Annotated in this window: 6 protein-coding genes; 5 read left to right on the top strand and 1 reads right to left on the bottom strand. The window is 73.3% G+C overall.

The window, feature by feature from the left end:
• Position 1: 1 nt before the first annotated feature.
• On the bottom strand, positions 2-3,082 hold the full coding sequence (locus tag ABZS37_RS14405; RefSeq protein ID WP_355168939.1) for an amino acid adenylation domain-containing protein: 3,081 nt from the start codon (positions 3,080-3,082) through the stop codon (positions 2-4).
• A gap of 329 nt (positions 3,083-3,411) precedes the next feature.
• Here ABZS37_RS14405 and ABZS37_RS14400 point away from each other — a divergent pair, with 329 nt between their 5' ends.
• From ABZS37_RS14400 to ABZS37_RS14380, 5 genes are read left to right on the top strand one after another with little or no spacing between them, the layout of a single operon-like run.
• On the top strand, positions 3,412-6,609 hold the full coding sequence (locus ABZS37_RS14400; RefSeq protein ID WP_355168937.1) for an amino acid adenylation domain-containing protein: 3,198 nt from the start codon (positions 3,412-3,414) through the stop codon (positions 6,607-6,609).
• Positions 6,602-7,633 (top strand): TauD/TfdA family dioxygenase, encoded by a 1,032-nt coding sequence (locus ABZS37_RS14395; protein WP_355168935.1) that lies wholly within the window; start codon positions 6,602-6,604, stop codon positions 7,631-7,633. The genes ABZS37_RS14400 and ABZS37_RS14395 overlap by 8 nt, the downstream gene beginning before the upstream one ends.
• Positions 7,630-8,646, top strand: coding sequence for a TauD/TfdA family dioxygenase (locus ABZS37_RS14390; RefSeq protein WP_355168933.1), 1,017 nt, complete (start codon positions 7,630-7,632; stop codon positions 8,644-8,646). Before ABZS37_RS14395 ends, ABZS37_RS14390 begins: the two co-directional genes overlap by 4 nt.
• Positions 8,643-13,958: an amino acid adenylation domain-containing protein gene (locus tag ABZS37_RS14385; protein ID WP_355168931.1), complete on the top strand. Its 5,316-nt coding sequence runs from the start codon at positions 8,643-8,645 to the stop codon at positions 13,956-13,958. The genes ABZS37_RS14390 and ABZS37_RS14385 overlap by 4 nt, the downstream gene beginning before the upstream one ends.
• Complete coding sequence (locus ABZS37_RS14380; protein WP_355168929.1) at positions 13,955-15,310, top strand: hypothetical protein; 1,356 nt, start codon at positions 13,955-13,957, stop codon at positions 15,308-15,310. Before ABZS37_RS14385 ends, ABZS37_RS14380 begins: the two co-directional genes overlap by 4 nt.
• Positions 15,311-15,318 lie beyond the last annotated feature (8 nt).

Raw genomic sequence — 15,318 nt, 5'->3', positions numbered from 1 at the left:
GTCAGCACCGCTCGAAGTCGAAGGTGGGCAGTTCGGGCGGCACCGGTACGGCCTCGGCCGGCCGGACCGGGACGTCGTCGTGTCCGGGTCTGGTGATCTCGTCGAGCACGGCCACGTACCGCTCGACCAACCCATTCGCCGTCGCAGCGGTGAACAGCGCCGTCGCGTACTCCAGGTCGACGACCAACTCGTCCGGTCGCTGGTGCACCTGCAGGTTGAGGTCGAAGCGGGAGTATCCGGTGGGCAGCAGGTCGACCGAGGCGTGCAGCCCGCCGACCTCGAACTCGTAGAAGTCGAGGTTCTGCAGGGCGAAGAAGGCGTCGAACAGCGGCGTTCGGGCCGGGTCGCGGCGGATGCCCAGCCGGTCCACCAGCACGTCGAACGGGTAGCCCTGGTGCGCGATGGCCTCCCGGCTCCGGCGGTCGACGTCGCGCACCAGCTCGGCGAGGGTCATCTCGCGGTGGAGCGGGAGGCGCAGGCAGAGGGTGTTGACGAACATGCCGACGGTCCGGTCGGAGGTGGCCCCGTCGCGTCCGTGCACCGGCATGCCCACCGCGACCTCGGTCGCCGCAGTGAGCCGCGCCAGGAGGGTGACGTAGGCGGCGAGCAGGACACTGAAGGTCCTGCTGCCGTGCCGACGGGCGGCGGCCCGGACCTGGCTGAGCCGAGCGGCCCCGCAGGACCGCCGGACGACCGCCCCACGGTCGTCGCGGCGCGGCCCGGGTGGCCGGTCGTACGGCAGCGCCAGCCGGGCCGGCGGGTCGCGGAACTGCGCGACCCAGTACTCCTCGTCGCCGTCGGGGTCGATCCGTAGCCGACGCGCGTACCGGTCGGCGGCCTGGCGCAGGGAGCCGGCCGGGCCGGGTGGCGTCCGCCCGGCGTACTCCGCCAGCAGGTCCTCCATCAGCACCCGGAGGGACACCCCGTCGAAGACCACGTGGTGCACGTCGAGATACAGGTGGTGCCGGGTGGGGCCGAGCCGGACGAGCAGGGCACGGGGCAGGGGCGCCAGCGCCGGGTCGAACGGGCGGACGAAGGTGGCCTCCTCGTCCCCGGTCGGCTCGGCCCGGTACTCGAACGGCGGCGCCGCCGGTTCGGCGTGACGCCAGCGCGGCCCGTCCGGCGTGAGCGCGAACCGGCCGTGGAAGGCGTCGTGGCGGGCCACCACCGAGGTCAGGGCGGCGCGCAGCCGATCCGGCCGCACCGCGCCGTCGAGCCGAACCCGGAACGGCACGTTGTAGGCCAGTGACCCGGGGTCGGCCAACCACCGGCTGTAGAGGGCGCGTTGGGCCGGGTGGAGCTGGTCGGTCGCCGGGCCGTCGACCGGCACCTCGCCAGCCGGGGGTGCCCCGGCCAGCAGCTCGGCCATGGCCGCCAGGTCCGCCGCCGCCATCAGGTCGGCGAGCGGTACGTCGACGCCGGCCCGCTGGGAGATCCGGGCCGCCAGGCGGCCGAAGCCCAGCGAGTCGCCGCCGAGCCCGACGAAGGTCGACTCCGGCGTGACCGCCTCCGGTCGGACGCCGAGCACCTCGACCCAGAGCTCGGCCAGGGCGCGATGGCCCGGCGAGAGCCGGGTGTGTCCGACCGGGTCCGCGCCGGCCTCGGCCGGGTCCGGGAGCGCCCGCCAGTCGACCTTGCCGGTGGCGGTCAGCGGCAGGCGCGGCACGACCACCACCCACTGCGGGCAGAGGTACGCCGGCAGTTGGGCGCGGAGGCTGTCCCGTACCCCCTCCGGGGTGACGGTGCCGACGACGTACGAGACGAGGCGACGGTCGGCGCCGGAGTCACCGGTGACCCGGGTGTAGGACGACCGCACCCCGGGGACCCGGGAGAGCGTCGCGTCGACCTCCCTCGGGTCGACGAGCCGGCCGGCGATCTTCACCTGATCGTCGGCTCGCCCGTGGAAGAGGATCGTGCCGTCGGGGCGTCGGGTCGCCCGGTCCCCCGAGCGGTACCACCGCGTGCCGTCGCAGATCACGAAGCGCGCTGCGGTCAGCTCCGGGTCACCGAGGTAGCCACGGGCCAGTCCCTCGCCGCCGACGTACAGCTCGCCCTCGGTGCCGTCCGGCACGGGGCGGCCGGAGCCGTCGGCGACCATCACGGTGGTGCCCGCGATGGGCCGGCCGATCGGCAGCGGCTCGGGCACCTCGGCCGGGACCTCGTACACAGTGGTGAAGGTGGTGTTCTCGGTCGGACCGTACCCGTTGAGCACGGTCAGGTGCGGGGCGGCGGCCCGGACCCGGCGGACGTGCGCGGGCGAGACCACGTCCCCGCCGGTGACGAGGATCCGCAGCGGCGAGAGCGTCGCGGGTGCCTCGTCGACGATCTGGTGGAACAGCGGCGCGGTCAACCAGGCCACCGTCACCCCCTGCGTGCGCAGGGTTTCCGCCAGGGCACTCGGCACCAGCAGCGTCCCGTCCTGGACGATGTGCAGGCTGGCGCCGTTGAGCAGGGCCCCCCACACCTCGAAGGTGGCCGCGTCGAACTCCGGCGCGGCGGCGTGCAGGAACCGCTGCTCCGGGCCGAACGGCAGGTAGCCCGTCCCCGTCACCAGGCGCAGCACGCCCCGGTGTTCGACCATGATCCCCTTCGGCGTGCCTGTCGTGCCGGAGGTGAACATGACATAGGCCAGGCTCGACGGGGTGCCGGCGACTCCACCGTCGCCCGGAGCGGTGGTGGCGGGCGGCACGGCGCCGGCCTCCACGACGGCGCACCCGTCGGGCAGCGCGGCGCGCAGGTCGGCGACCTGCGATCCATCACAAAGGACATGAGAAAGGTCACACATGTCGGCGATCTGGCGCAGCCGGGCGGGAGGGTCGCCGGGCCGGAGCGGCACGTAGGCGGCCCCGGCGAGGATGACGCCGACCATGGCGACGACCGCGTCGGCCGAGCGGGCGAAGGCGGTGCCGACCAGGTGCCCGGGCTGGACCCCGCCGTGGGTCAGCCGGTCGGCGACCCCGCGCGCACGGGCGTGCAGCTCGGCGTACGTCAGTCGGCGTGTGCCGTCGACCACGGCGATGCCGTCCGGTCGGGCCGCGACCTGCCGGACGAAGCGCTCGCCGACCGACGGAGAACTCCTCACCGTAAGGTCCCCAGCACCTTGTTCCCCGTTTCCGATCAGTGGATCATGCCCTGAAAAGGGCCGCCGCCGATGATGCTCAGCACGTCGACGGCACGGCTCCCGAGTCGCCACGGACCGGTCGAACATCCACGCCCGCCGAGGCCCGATCATCCACTTGGGAGCCAACGGTCGCCTAGTTAAGCACATCCCCCATGGCCCGCCCAATCCTGGCTTTGCCGTGGATCCGACCGACCAATCTGGAGCTGACAAGGCACTGACCATCCACTAAGGTCCAGGTCGCTCGCAGGGCGCGGAGACCATCGGGGGACGGGGGATTTATGCGCTTGGACGTGTCCGCACGGAGCCCGTCGACGCCGCTGACCCCGGTGGCCGGGGAGGTCGGGGAACGGCATCCGTCCCGCCGGCCCGGGTCGGTCTCGGTCACTCCGTCCGGCACCGAGTTGCTGCACGCGGCCCTGCCGCACTGGGCCGCGAGGACTCCCGACGCGCCAGCCGTCCACTGGCGAGGCATGCAGGTCAGCTACCGGGAGCTGGAGGAGCGCTCCAGCCGCCTGGCGCACGGTCTGGGTCGGGCCGGGGTGCGCCCCGGAGTCGTCGTCGGCGTCTGCCTACGCAGAACTCCGGAACTCGTCAGCGCACTTTTCGGCGTACTGAAGAATGGTTGTTCATATCTGCCGCTGGATCCGGATTATCCGCCGGAGCGGTTGGATTTAATGATGGCTGATTCGGGTGCGCAGATTGTCATTGTCGACAGTGCGACCGCGCCGACTCTCTCCGATCAGTTCCGGACAATCGACGTCGCTGACCTTGAATCCCTTACTGTCCTTCATGGACCTGTGCCGACTCCGGAGCCATCGCCTCGGGACGTTGCCTATCTCATCTACACGTCGGGTTCCACCGGACGCCCCAAGGGCGTGACCATCGAACACCGGTCGGCGCACATGCTCGCGGCCTGGGCGGCGGACACGTTCGCCGACGATCTGGACGGGGTGCTGGCGGCCACGTCGGTCTGCTTCGATCTCTCGGTCTTCGAGATCTTCGGCACCATCGCCGCCGGTGGCCGGCTGGTGCTGGTCGACAACGTGCTCGAACTCGTGGATCTGCCTCCGGACGTGGGGGTGCGTCTGGTCAACACCGTCCCGTCGGCGATGAGCGAGCTGCTCGCCGCGAACGCGCTGCCCGCGTCCGTGCGGACGGTCTGCCTCGCCGGCGAGCGGTTCCCGGCGGCGCTGGCCGCCGCGCTGTGGCGGACCCCGCAGATTCGGCGGGTCTGCAACCTGTACGGCCCCTCCGAGGACACCACCTACTCCACCTGGGCGGAGCTGGGCCCGGGCGACACCGGCGAACCGCCGATCGGTGTGCCGCTGCCCGGCACCTGGGCGTACGTGCTGGACGGGGACCTGCGGCCGGTGGCCGACGGCGCGGAGGGCGAGCTGTTCCTGGCCGGCGCCGGCCTGGCCAGGTGCTACCTGGGTCGGCCCCGGGAGACCGCCGCCGGTTTCCTGCCCGACCCCCACTCGCCGACGCCGGGCGCCCGGATGTACCGGACCGGTGACCGGGTCCGCCGGGACCCGGACGGCACACTGCACTACATCGGCCGCACCGACGACCAGGTCAAGGTCCGCGGCTACCGGGTCGAGCTGGGCGAGGTCTCCGCCGCGCTGCACCTCGCGCCGGGCGTGCGGGCGGCGGCGGCGACCGTGGTGACCGGGCCGTCGGGGGAGACCCGTCTCGCGGGGTACGTCGTCGCGCGACCGGGGGGCCCCGGCGACACCGCGGCGGTGCTACGTCACATGCGCGCCACGCTTCCGTCGCAATTCGTCCCCACGATGATCGTCTGGCAGGAGGATCTGCCGCGCACACCGAGCGGCAAGGTGGACCGGGCGGCGCTGCCCGCCCCACGGTGGGAAACGGTCGCCACCCCGGGCACACCCGACGCGATCGGTACGGCGGTGGCCGAGATCTGGCGGAATCTCATCGGGACGACACCCGAGGCGGACTCGGATTTTTTCAGCAGTGGAGGCGACTCCCTCTCAGCGGTGCGCTTCGCCGTGCAGATCAGACGGATCTGCGGCCGTCAGGTCCCGTACACCCTGCTGTTCGACAATCCCACCCGGGCTGCGCTGCGCGACGCCGTCGACAGCGCCCCGGACGCCGCCGACCCGACCGACCACGACGGGGACCCGGCTGCCGGCCCGCTCACCCCGGCGCAGCACCGGCTCTGGTTCCTGCAGGAGCTGGATCCGCAGGACACGTCGTACCTGATCAGCGTGCTGGTGGAGGTCACCGGCGTGCGGTCGGTCGAGCGACTCACCGACGCGCTCCGCGCACTGGTCGCCCGGCACGCCGCCTTGCGCACCGCGTTCGTCGTGGACGCCGACGGCCACCCGGTGCAACGGGTCGCCCGCGAGCCGGACCTCACCGTGTCGGTCGTCGGCCTCGCTCCCGGCGAGGACCCGGCCCGACGGGCCCGGGACGTCGCCGCGGCCGACGCGACCCGCCCGGTGCCGCTCGACCGTCCCGGCGCGTTGCGGGCGCACGTCGTGCACCGCGACGGCACGCCGCTGGTCCTGGCCCTGACCCTGCACCACATCGTCTTCGACGGCTGGTCGCTCGGGCTGCTCGTCCGCGACCTCGGCCGGCTGCTCGCCGGCACGGCCACCGACGGGCCACCGCCCGCCGGCCCGTTGGCGGCGGCGCGTCGGCACCGGGAGTGGAGCGCGGGGGCCGGGGCGGCGGTGGCGACCGAGCGGTTGGCGGCGGCGGTGAGTGGCGCACCCACCGTGCTGGATCTGCCGGTCGACGCGGAGCCGTCCGGTGCGGCGGAGCCACCCGGCCGGCAGCACCGTCAGGCGCTGGACCCCGCCCTGGTGGCCGCCGCCCGCGCCTGCGCCGGCCGGCACGGGGCCACCCTCTACATGGTCGGGCTGGGCGCGTTCGGGGTGACCCTCGGGGCCTGGTGCGGTCGAGACGACCTGCTCGTCGGCACCGCCTTCGCCGGACGGACCAGCGCCGAGGACGAGGAACACGTCGGCTGCTTCGTCAACATCCTGCCGGTACGGGTACCCCTGACCGGCGGCGCGACCTTCACCGAGCTGCTCGGCTCGGTCCGGGAGAACACGCTGGTCGCCACCCGACACCAGGACGTGCCGTTCGACCGCCTGGTCGAGCACCTGCGGCCACCCCGGCTCCAGGGGCGCAACCCGCTCGTGCAGGTCGCGTTCGGCGTACGGACCGAGGCCGTGCCCACCTTCGCCGCGGACGGGCTGCGGCTGCGCGGCCGCGAGGTGACCGCCGGACACAGCCGCCTCGACCTCACGCTCTGGCTGGAGGACAGCGAGGACGGCGTCGAGGCGGTGTGGACCTACCCGACCCGGCTCTTCCGGCCCACCACCATCGGCCGGCTGCACCAGCGTTTCGTGACCGTGCTCGGGGCCGCCGCTGCGGCTCCAGACCAGACGATCGGGGACCTCCAGGCCGCCCGATCGGCGCAGGGACCACTAGCAAGAAGGAAGAGAAATGGGTGACCACGCATCGACGGCACCGCCGATCCCGCGTCGGCAGCGCCGCCAGGAAGCCGTGTCCGTCAGCGAGGACTGGCAGGGGGGTAGCCTGCCTGCTCTGGTCCGCAGTCGCCAACCGCTGACCGACCTCGCCGGGTGGATCGGCGCGAACCGGGACACGGTCGACGACCTGGTGCGCCGGACCGGTGCGGTGCTGTTCCGAGGCTTCGCCGTTCCCGACGCGGCTGCGTTCCACGACGCGATCGGCGCGCTCTCCGACGAGGTGCTCAGCTACGGCGAGCGCTCGTCGCCGCGCAGCGAGGTGATCGGCAACCGGGTCTACACCTCGACCGAGCACCCGGCCAGCGAGCGGATCCTGCCGCACAACGAGCAGTCGTACACCCTCAACTGGCCGATGCGGATCTCCTTCTTCTGCGAGACCCCGCCGGACACCGGCGGTCGCACGCCGCTGGTGGACAGCCGGCGCGTGCTGACCCGGCTGAGCGCGGTCACCCGCGCCCGGTTCGAGGAGACGGGCGTGCGGTACGTCCGCAACTACATCCCCGGGATCAGCCTCTCCTGGCAGGAGGCCTTCCAGACCGACGACCGGGCCGTCGTCGAGGAACACTGCGGCCGGGACGGCATCACGTGCGAGTGGTCCGGTGACGGTAGCCTGCGCACCACGCAGACCCGGCCGGCCGTGCACCGGCACCCGGTGACCGGCGAGGCCACCTGGTTCAACCACGCGCACTTCTTCCACGTGCTCTCGATGCCCTCCGGTGTGGGCCAGGACCTCCTGGACTCCCTCGGGGAGGAGAAACTCCCATACCACACCTACTACGGCGACGGCGCGCCGATCAGCCCGGAGACCCTCGACGAGCTGCACCGGGCGTACGAGGCGGAGACGCGTTCCTTTGACTGGCAGCGGGGTGACGTGCTGGTGGTCGAGAACATGCTGGTGGCGCACGCTCGGGACAGCTACACCGGCCCTCGGCGCATCCTCGCCGCGATGACCGACGCGCACCGCTCCGTGGCGGGTCGCTCGTGACCGCGCCGAGCGCCGGGCCCCGGCGCCGTACCCGGGGCGGCACCGACACCGTCCGGCGCAGCACCCTGGCCGAGGAGTTCGGGCTGGTGCTGGAGGCCGCAGGGCCGGGCCTGGACCTGCGCGGGTGGATCGACGGCCACCGCGACGAGATCCGGGCCGACCTCGACCGGTTCGGCGCCGTGCTGTTCCGCGGCTTCCTCGTGCCCGGTCCGGAAGGCTTCGGCGCCTGCGCCCGGGGCATCAGCCCCACCCTGCTGGACTACCTGGAACGGGCGGCGCCCCGCGACGAGGTCGCGCCCGGGGTCTTCACCTCGACCGAGATGGCGGCGGACCAGTGGATCCCGCTGCACCACGAGATGTCCTACTCGCACAACTGGCCCAGCCTGCTCTACTTCTACTGCGACGTGCCCTCCCGTAGCCAGGGGGCCACCCCGCTGGCCAGCGAGCGGACCGTGTACCCGCTGATCCCCGCCGAGATCAGGGAACGGTTCCTCCGGCACGGCGTGCGCTACGTGCGCAACTACAGCGAGGAACTCGACCTGCCGTGGCAGCAGGTGTTCCAGACCACCGACCGCGCCGAGGTGGAGGCGTACTGCCGCGACTCGGGCACCGAGTGGGAGTGGATCGGCCGCGACGGGCTGCGGACCACCGCCGTACGGCAGGCCACCGCCGTGCACCCCCGCACCGGCGAGACGGTCTGGTTCAACCACACTCACCTGTTCCACCTCACCAACCTCCCGGCGGACGTGTCGTCGGCGCTGCTCAGCGAGTACGGCATGGCGGGCCTGCCCCGCAACGCGTACTTCGGCGACGGCGAGGTGATCGACGACGAGGTCGTCCGCCTCATCGGCGACCTGTACCGCGACAACTCCGTCCGCTTCCCCTGGCGTTCCTCGGACGTGCTGGTCGTCGACAACTTCCTCGCCACCCACGGCCGGGAGCCCTTCGAGGGCGACCGCCGGATCCTCGTCGCCATGTCCGATCTTTACGTGAATCGAGGTTCCGCCCAGTGACGGCCGACAGCTACCAGCTCTCCCCGGCGCAGCGTCAGTGGTGGAACGCCCGGTCCGGAGTGGACCTGGCGCCGCTGCGGGGCCGGTACCCGTTGCCGGCCGGCACCACGCAGGCCGACGTGCAGCAGGCGCTCGACCTGCTGAGCGACCGGCACGAGGCGCTGCGCCTGCGGATCACCGCCGACGCGCGGCACGAGCCCTTCCAGCAGGTGCCGGAGGAGCACCGGCCGCAGGTCTCGCGGTCCGCCCCCGACGCCGGGTGGGACTGGTGTCAGCAGCCGGTGGCGGCGGTGTACGAGGAGGGCGCGCTCACCCTTTACGCCGACCCCGTCGCGCTGGACCCGGAGAGCCTGCGCGTCGTCGGGACGGAACTGGCGGTGCAACTCGCGGGCGGCAACCTGCCGGACGACGAGGACCGGCTCCAGTTCATCGACGTGTCCGAGTGGGAGCTGGAGCAGGACCTGCCCAACGGCGCCGGCCCGGTCGCGCAGCTGACCGTCCCGGCACTGCCGCCGGCCACGGCGACCGGGGCCAGTGCGGCCGCGGCGCTGGACCGGGAACTCGTGACCCGGCTGGCCGAGCACGCCACCGACGCGAAGTCGACCGTGGAGGACCTCGTCCTGCACGCCTGGGTCACCGTCCTCGCACGGTACGTCGGCCCGGACCCGGCGCGGATCGTGGTGGCACGCTACCGGGACGGGCGGGACCTGGCGGGTACCCGGACGGTGGTTGGCCCGCTCGGCCGGTACGAGGCGGTCGCCGTCGCGCTGCCGGTAGGGGAGAGCCTCGACACCGAGGCGCTGCCGGGTCTGGCCGATCCGGCGGTCTGCGCGGCGAGCTTCGCCACCGTTGCCGCGCCCTCCGACGCCGACAGCACCGTCGACGCACCGGCCCCGCTGGCCGCCCTGCACCTCGACTGCGTGGTGACCGACGGCGGGGTCGAGTTGCGGGTGTGGGCCCGGGCCGGCGGCGACTACCCCGGCTGGCTCCACGACGCGGTCACGCTGGTGCTGCGGACGATGGGCGGCGACCACTCCGACGAGCAGCTCGTCGGTCCGGCGGAGCTGGCCGCGATCGCCCGCCTCGGCGCGGGGCCGGCCAACCGCGCCGACGCCGCGGCCACGCTCCAGCAGTTGGTGAACGACGGCATCCGTCGGGCGGACCCGGGCCGACCGGCCGTCGTCGACGGCGACGACGTGCTCAGCTACGCCGAACTCGACGCCAGCGCCGAGGAGCTGTCCGGCACGCTGATCCGGGCCGGGGTGCGACCGGGTGACCGGGTGGCGGTTCTGGTGGACCGGACCTGGCGCACCGTGGTCGCCTTCGCCGGCGTGCTGCGCGCGGGCGGGACCTACGTGCCGCTGGACCCCGAGCAGCCGACCGCCCGGCTGCACGACCTCCTCCGGCTGGCGGGGTCGACGACCGTGGTCGGCGGGGCTGTCGCCCTGCCCGACGGCTTCGCCGCGGTCCCGGTCCCGCGGGTCACCGTGGCCGCCACGGTCGAACCCGCTCCCCGGGTCGGCCCCACCGACCCGGCCTACGTCATCTTCACCTCGGGGTCGACCGGTACGCCCCGGCCGGTGCTGGTCGAGCAGGGTGCGGTCGCCCGCCTGTGGTACGCCCTCGCCGACGCGGTGTACGGCGGGTCGGAGCGGTCGCTGCGGGTCAGCGTGAACGCCCCGGCCACCTTCGACGCGTCGATCAAGCAGCTGATCCAGCTCGCCGGTGGGCACACCCTCTGTCCGATCTCCGAGGACGTCCGGCACGACCCGGCCGGGCTCCTGACCCACCTGGCGCGGCACGAGGTGGACGTCCTCGACGCCACCCCCTCCCACCTGAGGCTGCTGCTCGACGCCCGCCGGCCGGGGGACACCCTGCCCGGGTTGCTGCTGATCGGCGGCGAGGCGATCGACGACCCGCTCTGGCAGGAGTTGGCGGCGCTCGACGGCGTCCGGTCGGTCAACCTGTACGGCCCGACCGAGTGCACGGTGGACACCACCACGGCCACCGTCACTTCGGACGAGGGCCCGACGATCGGCCGCCCGCTGCCCGGCGTGGCGGTCGTCGTCGCCGACCCGTCCGGCCGGCCACTGCCGATCGGCGCGCCGGGTGAACTGCTGGTGACCGGTGGTCAACTCGCCGTCGGCTACCTGCACGACGAGCCGGCGACGGCCCGGCACTTCGTCACCCTGACCGGCCCGACGGGCGAGCAGGTCCGGGCGTACCGCACCGGCGACCTGGTCCGGCTCCGGCCGGACGGTCGGCTCGACTACCTCGGGCGGATCGACGATCAGATCAAGGTGCGCGGGCTGCGGATCGAGCCGGCGGAGATCTCGCACGCCCTGCGCCAGCATCCCGGCGTCCGGGCAACGGCCGTCACCACGCACGGCGAGGGCGCGCAGCGACGCCTGGTCGCGTACGCCGTGCCGGGCAGCCGGGCGGTCGACCCGGACCAGCTTGTCGGGATCAACCCGCACGAGACCCGCTACCTGTACGACGAGATCTTCACCCAGGAGACGTACCTGCGTGGCGGTGTCACCCTGCCGGCGGGCGCCGTGGTCCTCGACGTGGGCGCCAACATCGGGGTCTTCTCGCTCTTCGTCCGCACCCTGGTGCCGGATGCGCGGCTGTACGCCTTCGAGCCGGTGGCCCCGGTCTTCGCCGCGCTGCGTCAGAACCTGGAGCCGGCCGGCGGCGAGGTGCACCTGTTCGACCACGGCCTGTCGGACCGGGAGGGCGAGACCACCTTCACCTACTACCCCGGCTACTCCATGATGTCCGGCCAGCGGGACTACGCCGATCCGGACGCCGAGAAGCAGGTGGTACGCCAGTACCTGAGCAACGAGCGGGACAGCGCCCCGACGGGCGGCGCCGACCTGCTGGACAACCTCGACGACCTGTTGGACGACCGGTTCGCCGCGACCGAGCAGCGGTGCCGACTGCGACCGCTGTCCCAGGTCATCGACGAGCAGGGCATCGACCGGATCGATCTGCTCAAGATCGACGTGCAGCGCGCCGAACTGGACGTCCTGCTGGGGATCGAGGACCGGCACTGGGCGCTGGTGCAGCAGGTGGCGATGGAGGTGCACGACGCCCCGGACGGGCCCACCCGGGGCCGGGGCGACCAGATCACCAAGCTCCTGGAGTCCCACGGGTTCCAGGTGCTGTTGGAGCAGGACACCCTGCTCACCGGCACCGACCGGTACAACCTCTGCGCCTTCCGGTCGCAGTACCGGGCCACGGTGACCCCGGCGCCGGCGGTCCGCGGCGACGCGGTCACCGGCCCGGCGCTGCGCGACTGGCTGGCCGACCGGCTCCCCGCCCACCTGGTGCCCGACTCGGTGGAACTCATCGACCACATCCCGTTGACCCGCAACGGCAAGCTGGACCGGGCGGCACTGCCGGCACCGGACACCGGCGCCGCCGGACCGTACGCGGCTCCGGCGAACCGGGCCGAGGAGATCCTGGTCGAGGTCTGGCAGGAGATCCTCGGTATCCCCCGGATCGGGGTGGAGGACAACGTCTTCCAGATCGGGGCCGACTCGATCCGCGGCATCCGGGTTCGCGCCGCGGCCGCCAAGCGCGGGGTGAGCTTCCCGCTGCGTGACGTCTTCCGCCACCAGACGATCCGGGAGCTGGTCCGGCACGGTGAGCTGACGTTCAGCGACGAGTCGGTGGTCGACAGCGCGTCGGTGTCGCTGATCGACGAGGAGGACCGGGCCCGGCTGCCCCACGGCGTGCGGGACGCGTACCCGATGACGGCCCTCCAGCTGGGGATGCTCTACCACAGCAGGTTGACCGCCGAGCGGCACACGTACCACGTGGTCACCGGCCACCGGGTGGCGGCGGCGCTGGACCTGCCGGCGCTGCGCCGGGCGGTCGACGGCCTGGTCGCCGCCCACCCGGCGCTGCGGACCACCTTCGACCTGGCCGGCTTCCGGGAGCCGCTCCAACTGGTGTACGCCACCGCGGTCGTACCGCTGGCCCACGAGGACCTGCGCGGGCTCCCGCCGGAGGACCGCGAGGCCCGGACCGTGGCCGCCTTCACCCAGGAACGGGGGGACGACGTCGACCCGTGCGCCGGGCCGCCGCTCCGGATCCGGGCGCTGGACCTGGACGAGCAGGCGTTCGAGCTGATCGTCTCGCACCACCACGCCGCGTTGGACGGGTGGAGCCTGCACCTGCTCCTCGAAGAGTTGCTGGAGCGCTACGACGAGGCGCGCGGCGCGGCCGGGCGGACGGCGGGTCCGTCCCCCATGCCGCCCCGGCGCCTGGTCGAACTCGAACGGCGGTCGCGCGAGGACCAGGAGTCCCGGCGGTACTGGCGCACGGTGCTCGCCGGGTTCACACCGGCGCCGCGCGTCACGGACGACATGCCCTGCCTGACCGGACGGCACACCGTCCTGCTGGGCGCGGACCTGACCGCCCGGCTCCGGGACGCCGCCGCCCGGCACGCGCTGCCGCTGAAGTCGGTGCTGCTGGCCGCGCACGCCCGGGTGGTCGGCGAGACGAGCCATGTCGACGACGTGGTGACCGGTCTGGTGTGCAGCGTGCGCCCGGGCGAGGACGGCGCGGACCGTACCCTGGGGCTGTTCCTCAACACCCTGCCGGTCCGGATCCCGCTGGCCGCGGCGAGCCCGCTGGACAACGCCAGGCGAGCCTGGCAGGTCGAGCGGGACCTGATCGGCCATCACCTCCTGCCCCTGGCCGACATCGAATCGGACCTGGGCGTCGGCCGGCTCTTCGACGTGTTCTTCAACTTCACGGACTTCTCGTCGCTGCGATCCACCGACCAGCGCCGGTCTCGGGTGGTCGCCGAGCGGGAGGCGACCGTGGACGTCGCGTTCCGCCTGGCGGTCGACATCGACGTGCTCCCGGACGAGCCGGGACTGCGCCTCACCCTCCAGTACGACGAGCGGGCGTTGTCGGACGAGGCGGTGCGGGCCTGGGCACGGCGGTACGCGGAGGTGCTGGAACTCTTCGTCGACCGGCCGGGCACCGCGCTGCCGGCGGTACCGGCCGCGACCGGCTCCACCCCGTCGGCGAGAGCCGCCGACGAGGTGCCCGCCGGGGCCTCCGGCCCGGTGTCGGCGGTGGTCACCCGTCTCTGGACCGAACTGCTCGGCAGGCCGCCGCGGGACGGCGAGTCCTTCTTCGACGCCGGTGGCGACTCGCTGCTGGCGCTGCGGTTCGTGACCGCGCTGCGGGACCGGCACCAGGTTCCGGTCACCCTGGCCGAATTCCGCCGCGATCCACGACCCGACCATGTCTCCGCCCTGATCGGGGCCGACCGAGAGGACACCGCACGATGACCGGTTCGCCAGAGAGCTACTCGGTGGTGACCCGGCGGTCCCACCCGGCGGTGTTGCTGGTGCGCGACGGGTCGGGGTGGAGCCTGCCGGCGCACGCGGACAGCATCGCCCACCAGGTGGTCGCCGACCTCGCCGACCGGTACGGAGTCGCGGTGGAGATCGACGGCCGGGCCTGGGAACTGACCCACGACGGCCTCGCCTACGGATATCTGGCCACGGCTTCCGGGGACGGGGCCGACGTCCCGTCCCCGGACACCCGCTGGGTGGAGCCCGGGGAACTGCCCGACCTCTCTCTCACGGTCGCGGAACACCGGAAGGTGCTGTCCGACTGGGCGGCCAGCCGGGCACCCGGCGCCGACCCGCTGCTGACCCAGCCGTGGGCCGACGCCGAGTGGCGGGCCGGCGCGGCGAAGTGGATCACCGACGGGGCGCGCGCGGCGGGACGCGTCCCGACCGGGCCGATGGAGCAGTTCATCAGCTCGCCGTACTCGTACACCACCTGGTTGCCCACCGACCGCGGCCCGGTCTGGTTCAAGGCGGCGACGCCGTCCTTCCAGCACGAACCGGCGCTGGTGGACCTGCTGCACCGGCGCGCCCCCGGCATCGTGCCCCCGGTGCTGGCGCACGACCCCGAGCGGCGGTGGCTGCTGACCGACGACGTCGGGCCCTACCGGCTGATCGGCGACGACCTCGCCGACCTGGACACGTACGCCGCCGCGGTGACCCGCTACGCGCACCTGCAACGTGCGTTGGTGCCGGCGGCGGGGGAGTTGGCCGCGTTGGGGGTGCCCGACCGCCGGCTGTCCGTTCTGCCGGACCTGCTCGCCGAACTGGCCGACGACCACCGGGTGCTGCTGCTGGACGACGCGACCGCGCTCACCCCGGAGGAACACCGCCGCCTGGTCGGCTATCTACCCCGCTTCGCCGACCTCTGCGCCGAACTCGCCGGGCTCGGCCTGCCCGAGGTGCTGCAGAACACCGACTTCTGGCGGGACTGTGTCCTGGTCCGGGAGGACGGCGTCGTCCTGCTCGACTGGGCGGAGAGCGTCCTGGCCAACCCGCTGAGCTCCCTCACCATGGTCCATCGGGACCCGGCCCTGGAGGACCATCCCCAGCGGGAGTCCATCCTCGGCCTGCTCACCGCGGCCTACCTCGACGCCTGGACCGACCTGCACCCCCGCGAACGGCTGACGGCGGCGCTCGAACGCGCCCGGCCCACCGGCATCGTCCTGCGGGCGCTGTCCTGGCGGTCCTGCATGGACACCATGCAGGACCTGAGCAGGTATCCCGGCACCCGAGGTGTGGTCGCCCGGAACATGCGCGCGCTGCTGGCCTTCGCCGACCCGGCGTGACCGCGGAC

This window comes from Micromonospora sp. NPDC005413 (assembly GCF_040606435.1).
Classification (GTDB): Bacteria; Actinomycetota; Actinomycetes; order Mycobacteriales; family Micromonosporaceae; genus Micromonospora.
This window is presented reverse-complemented; position numbering and strand designations above follow the sequence as displayed.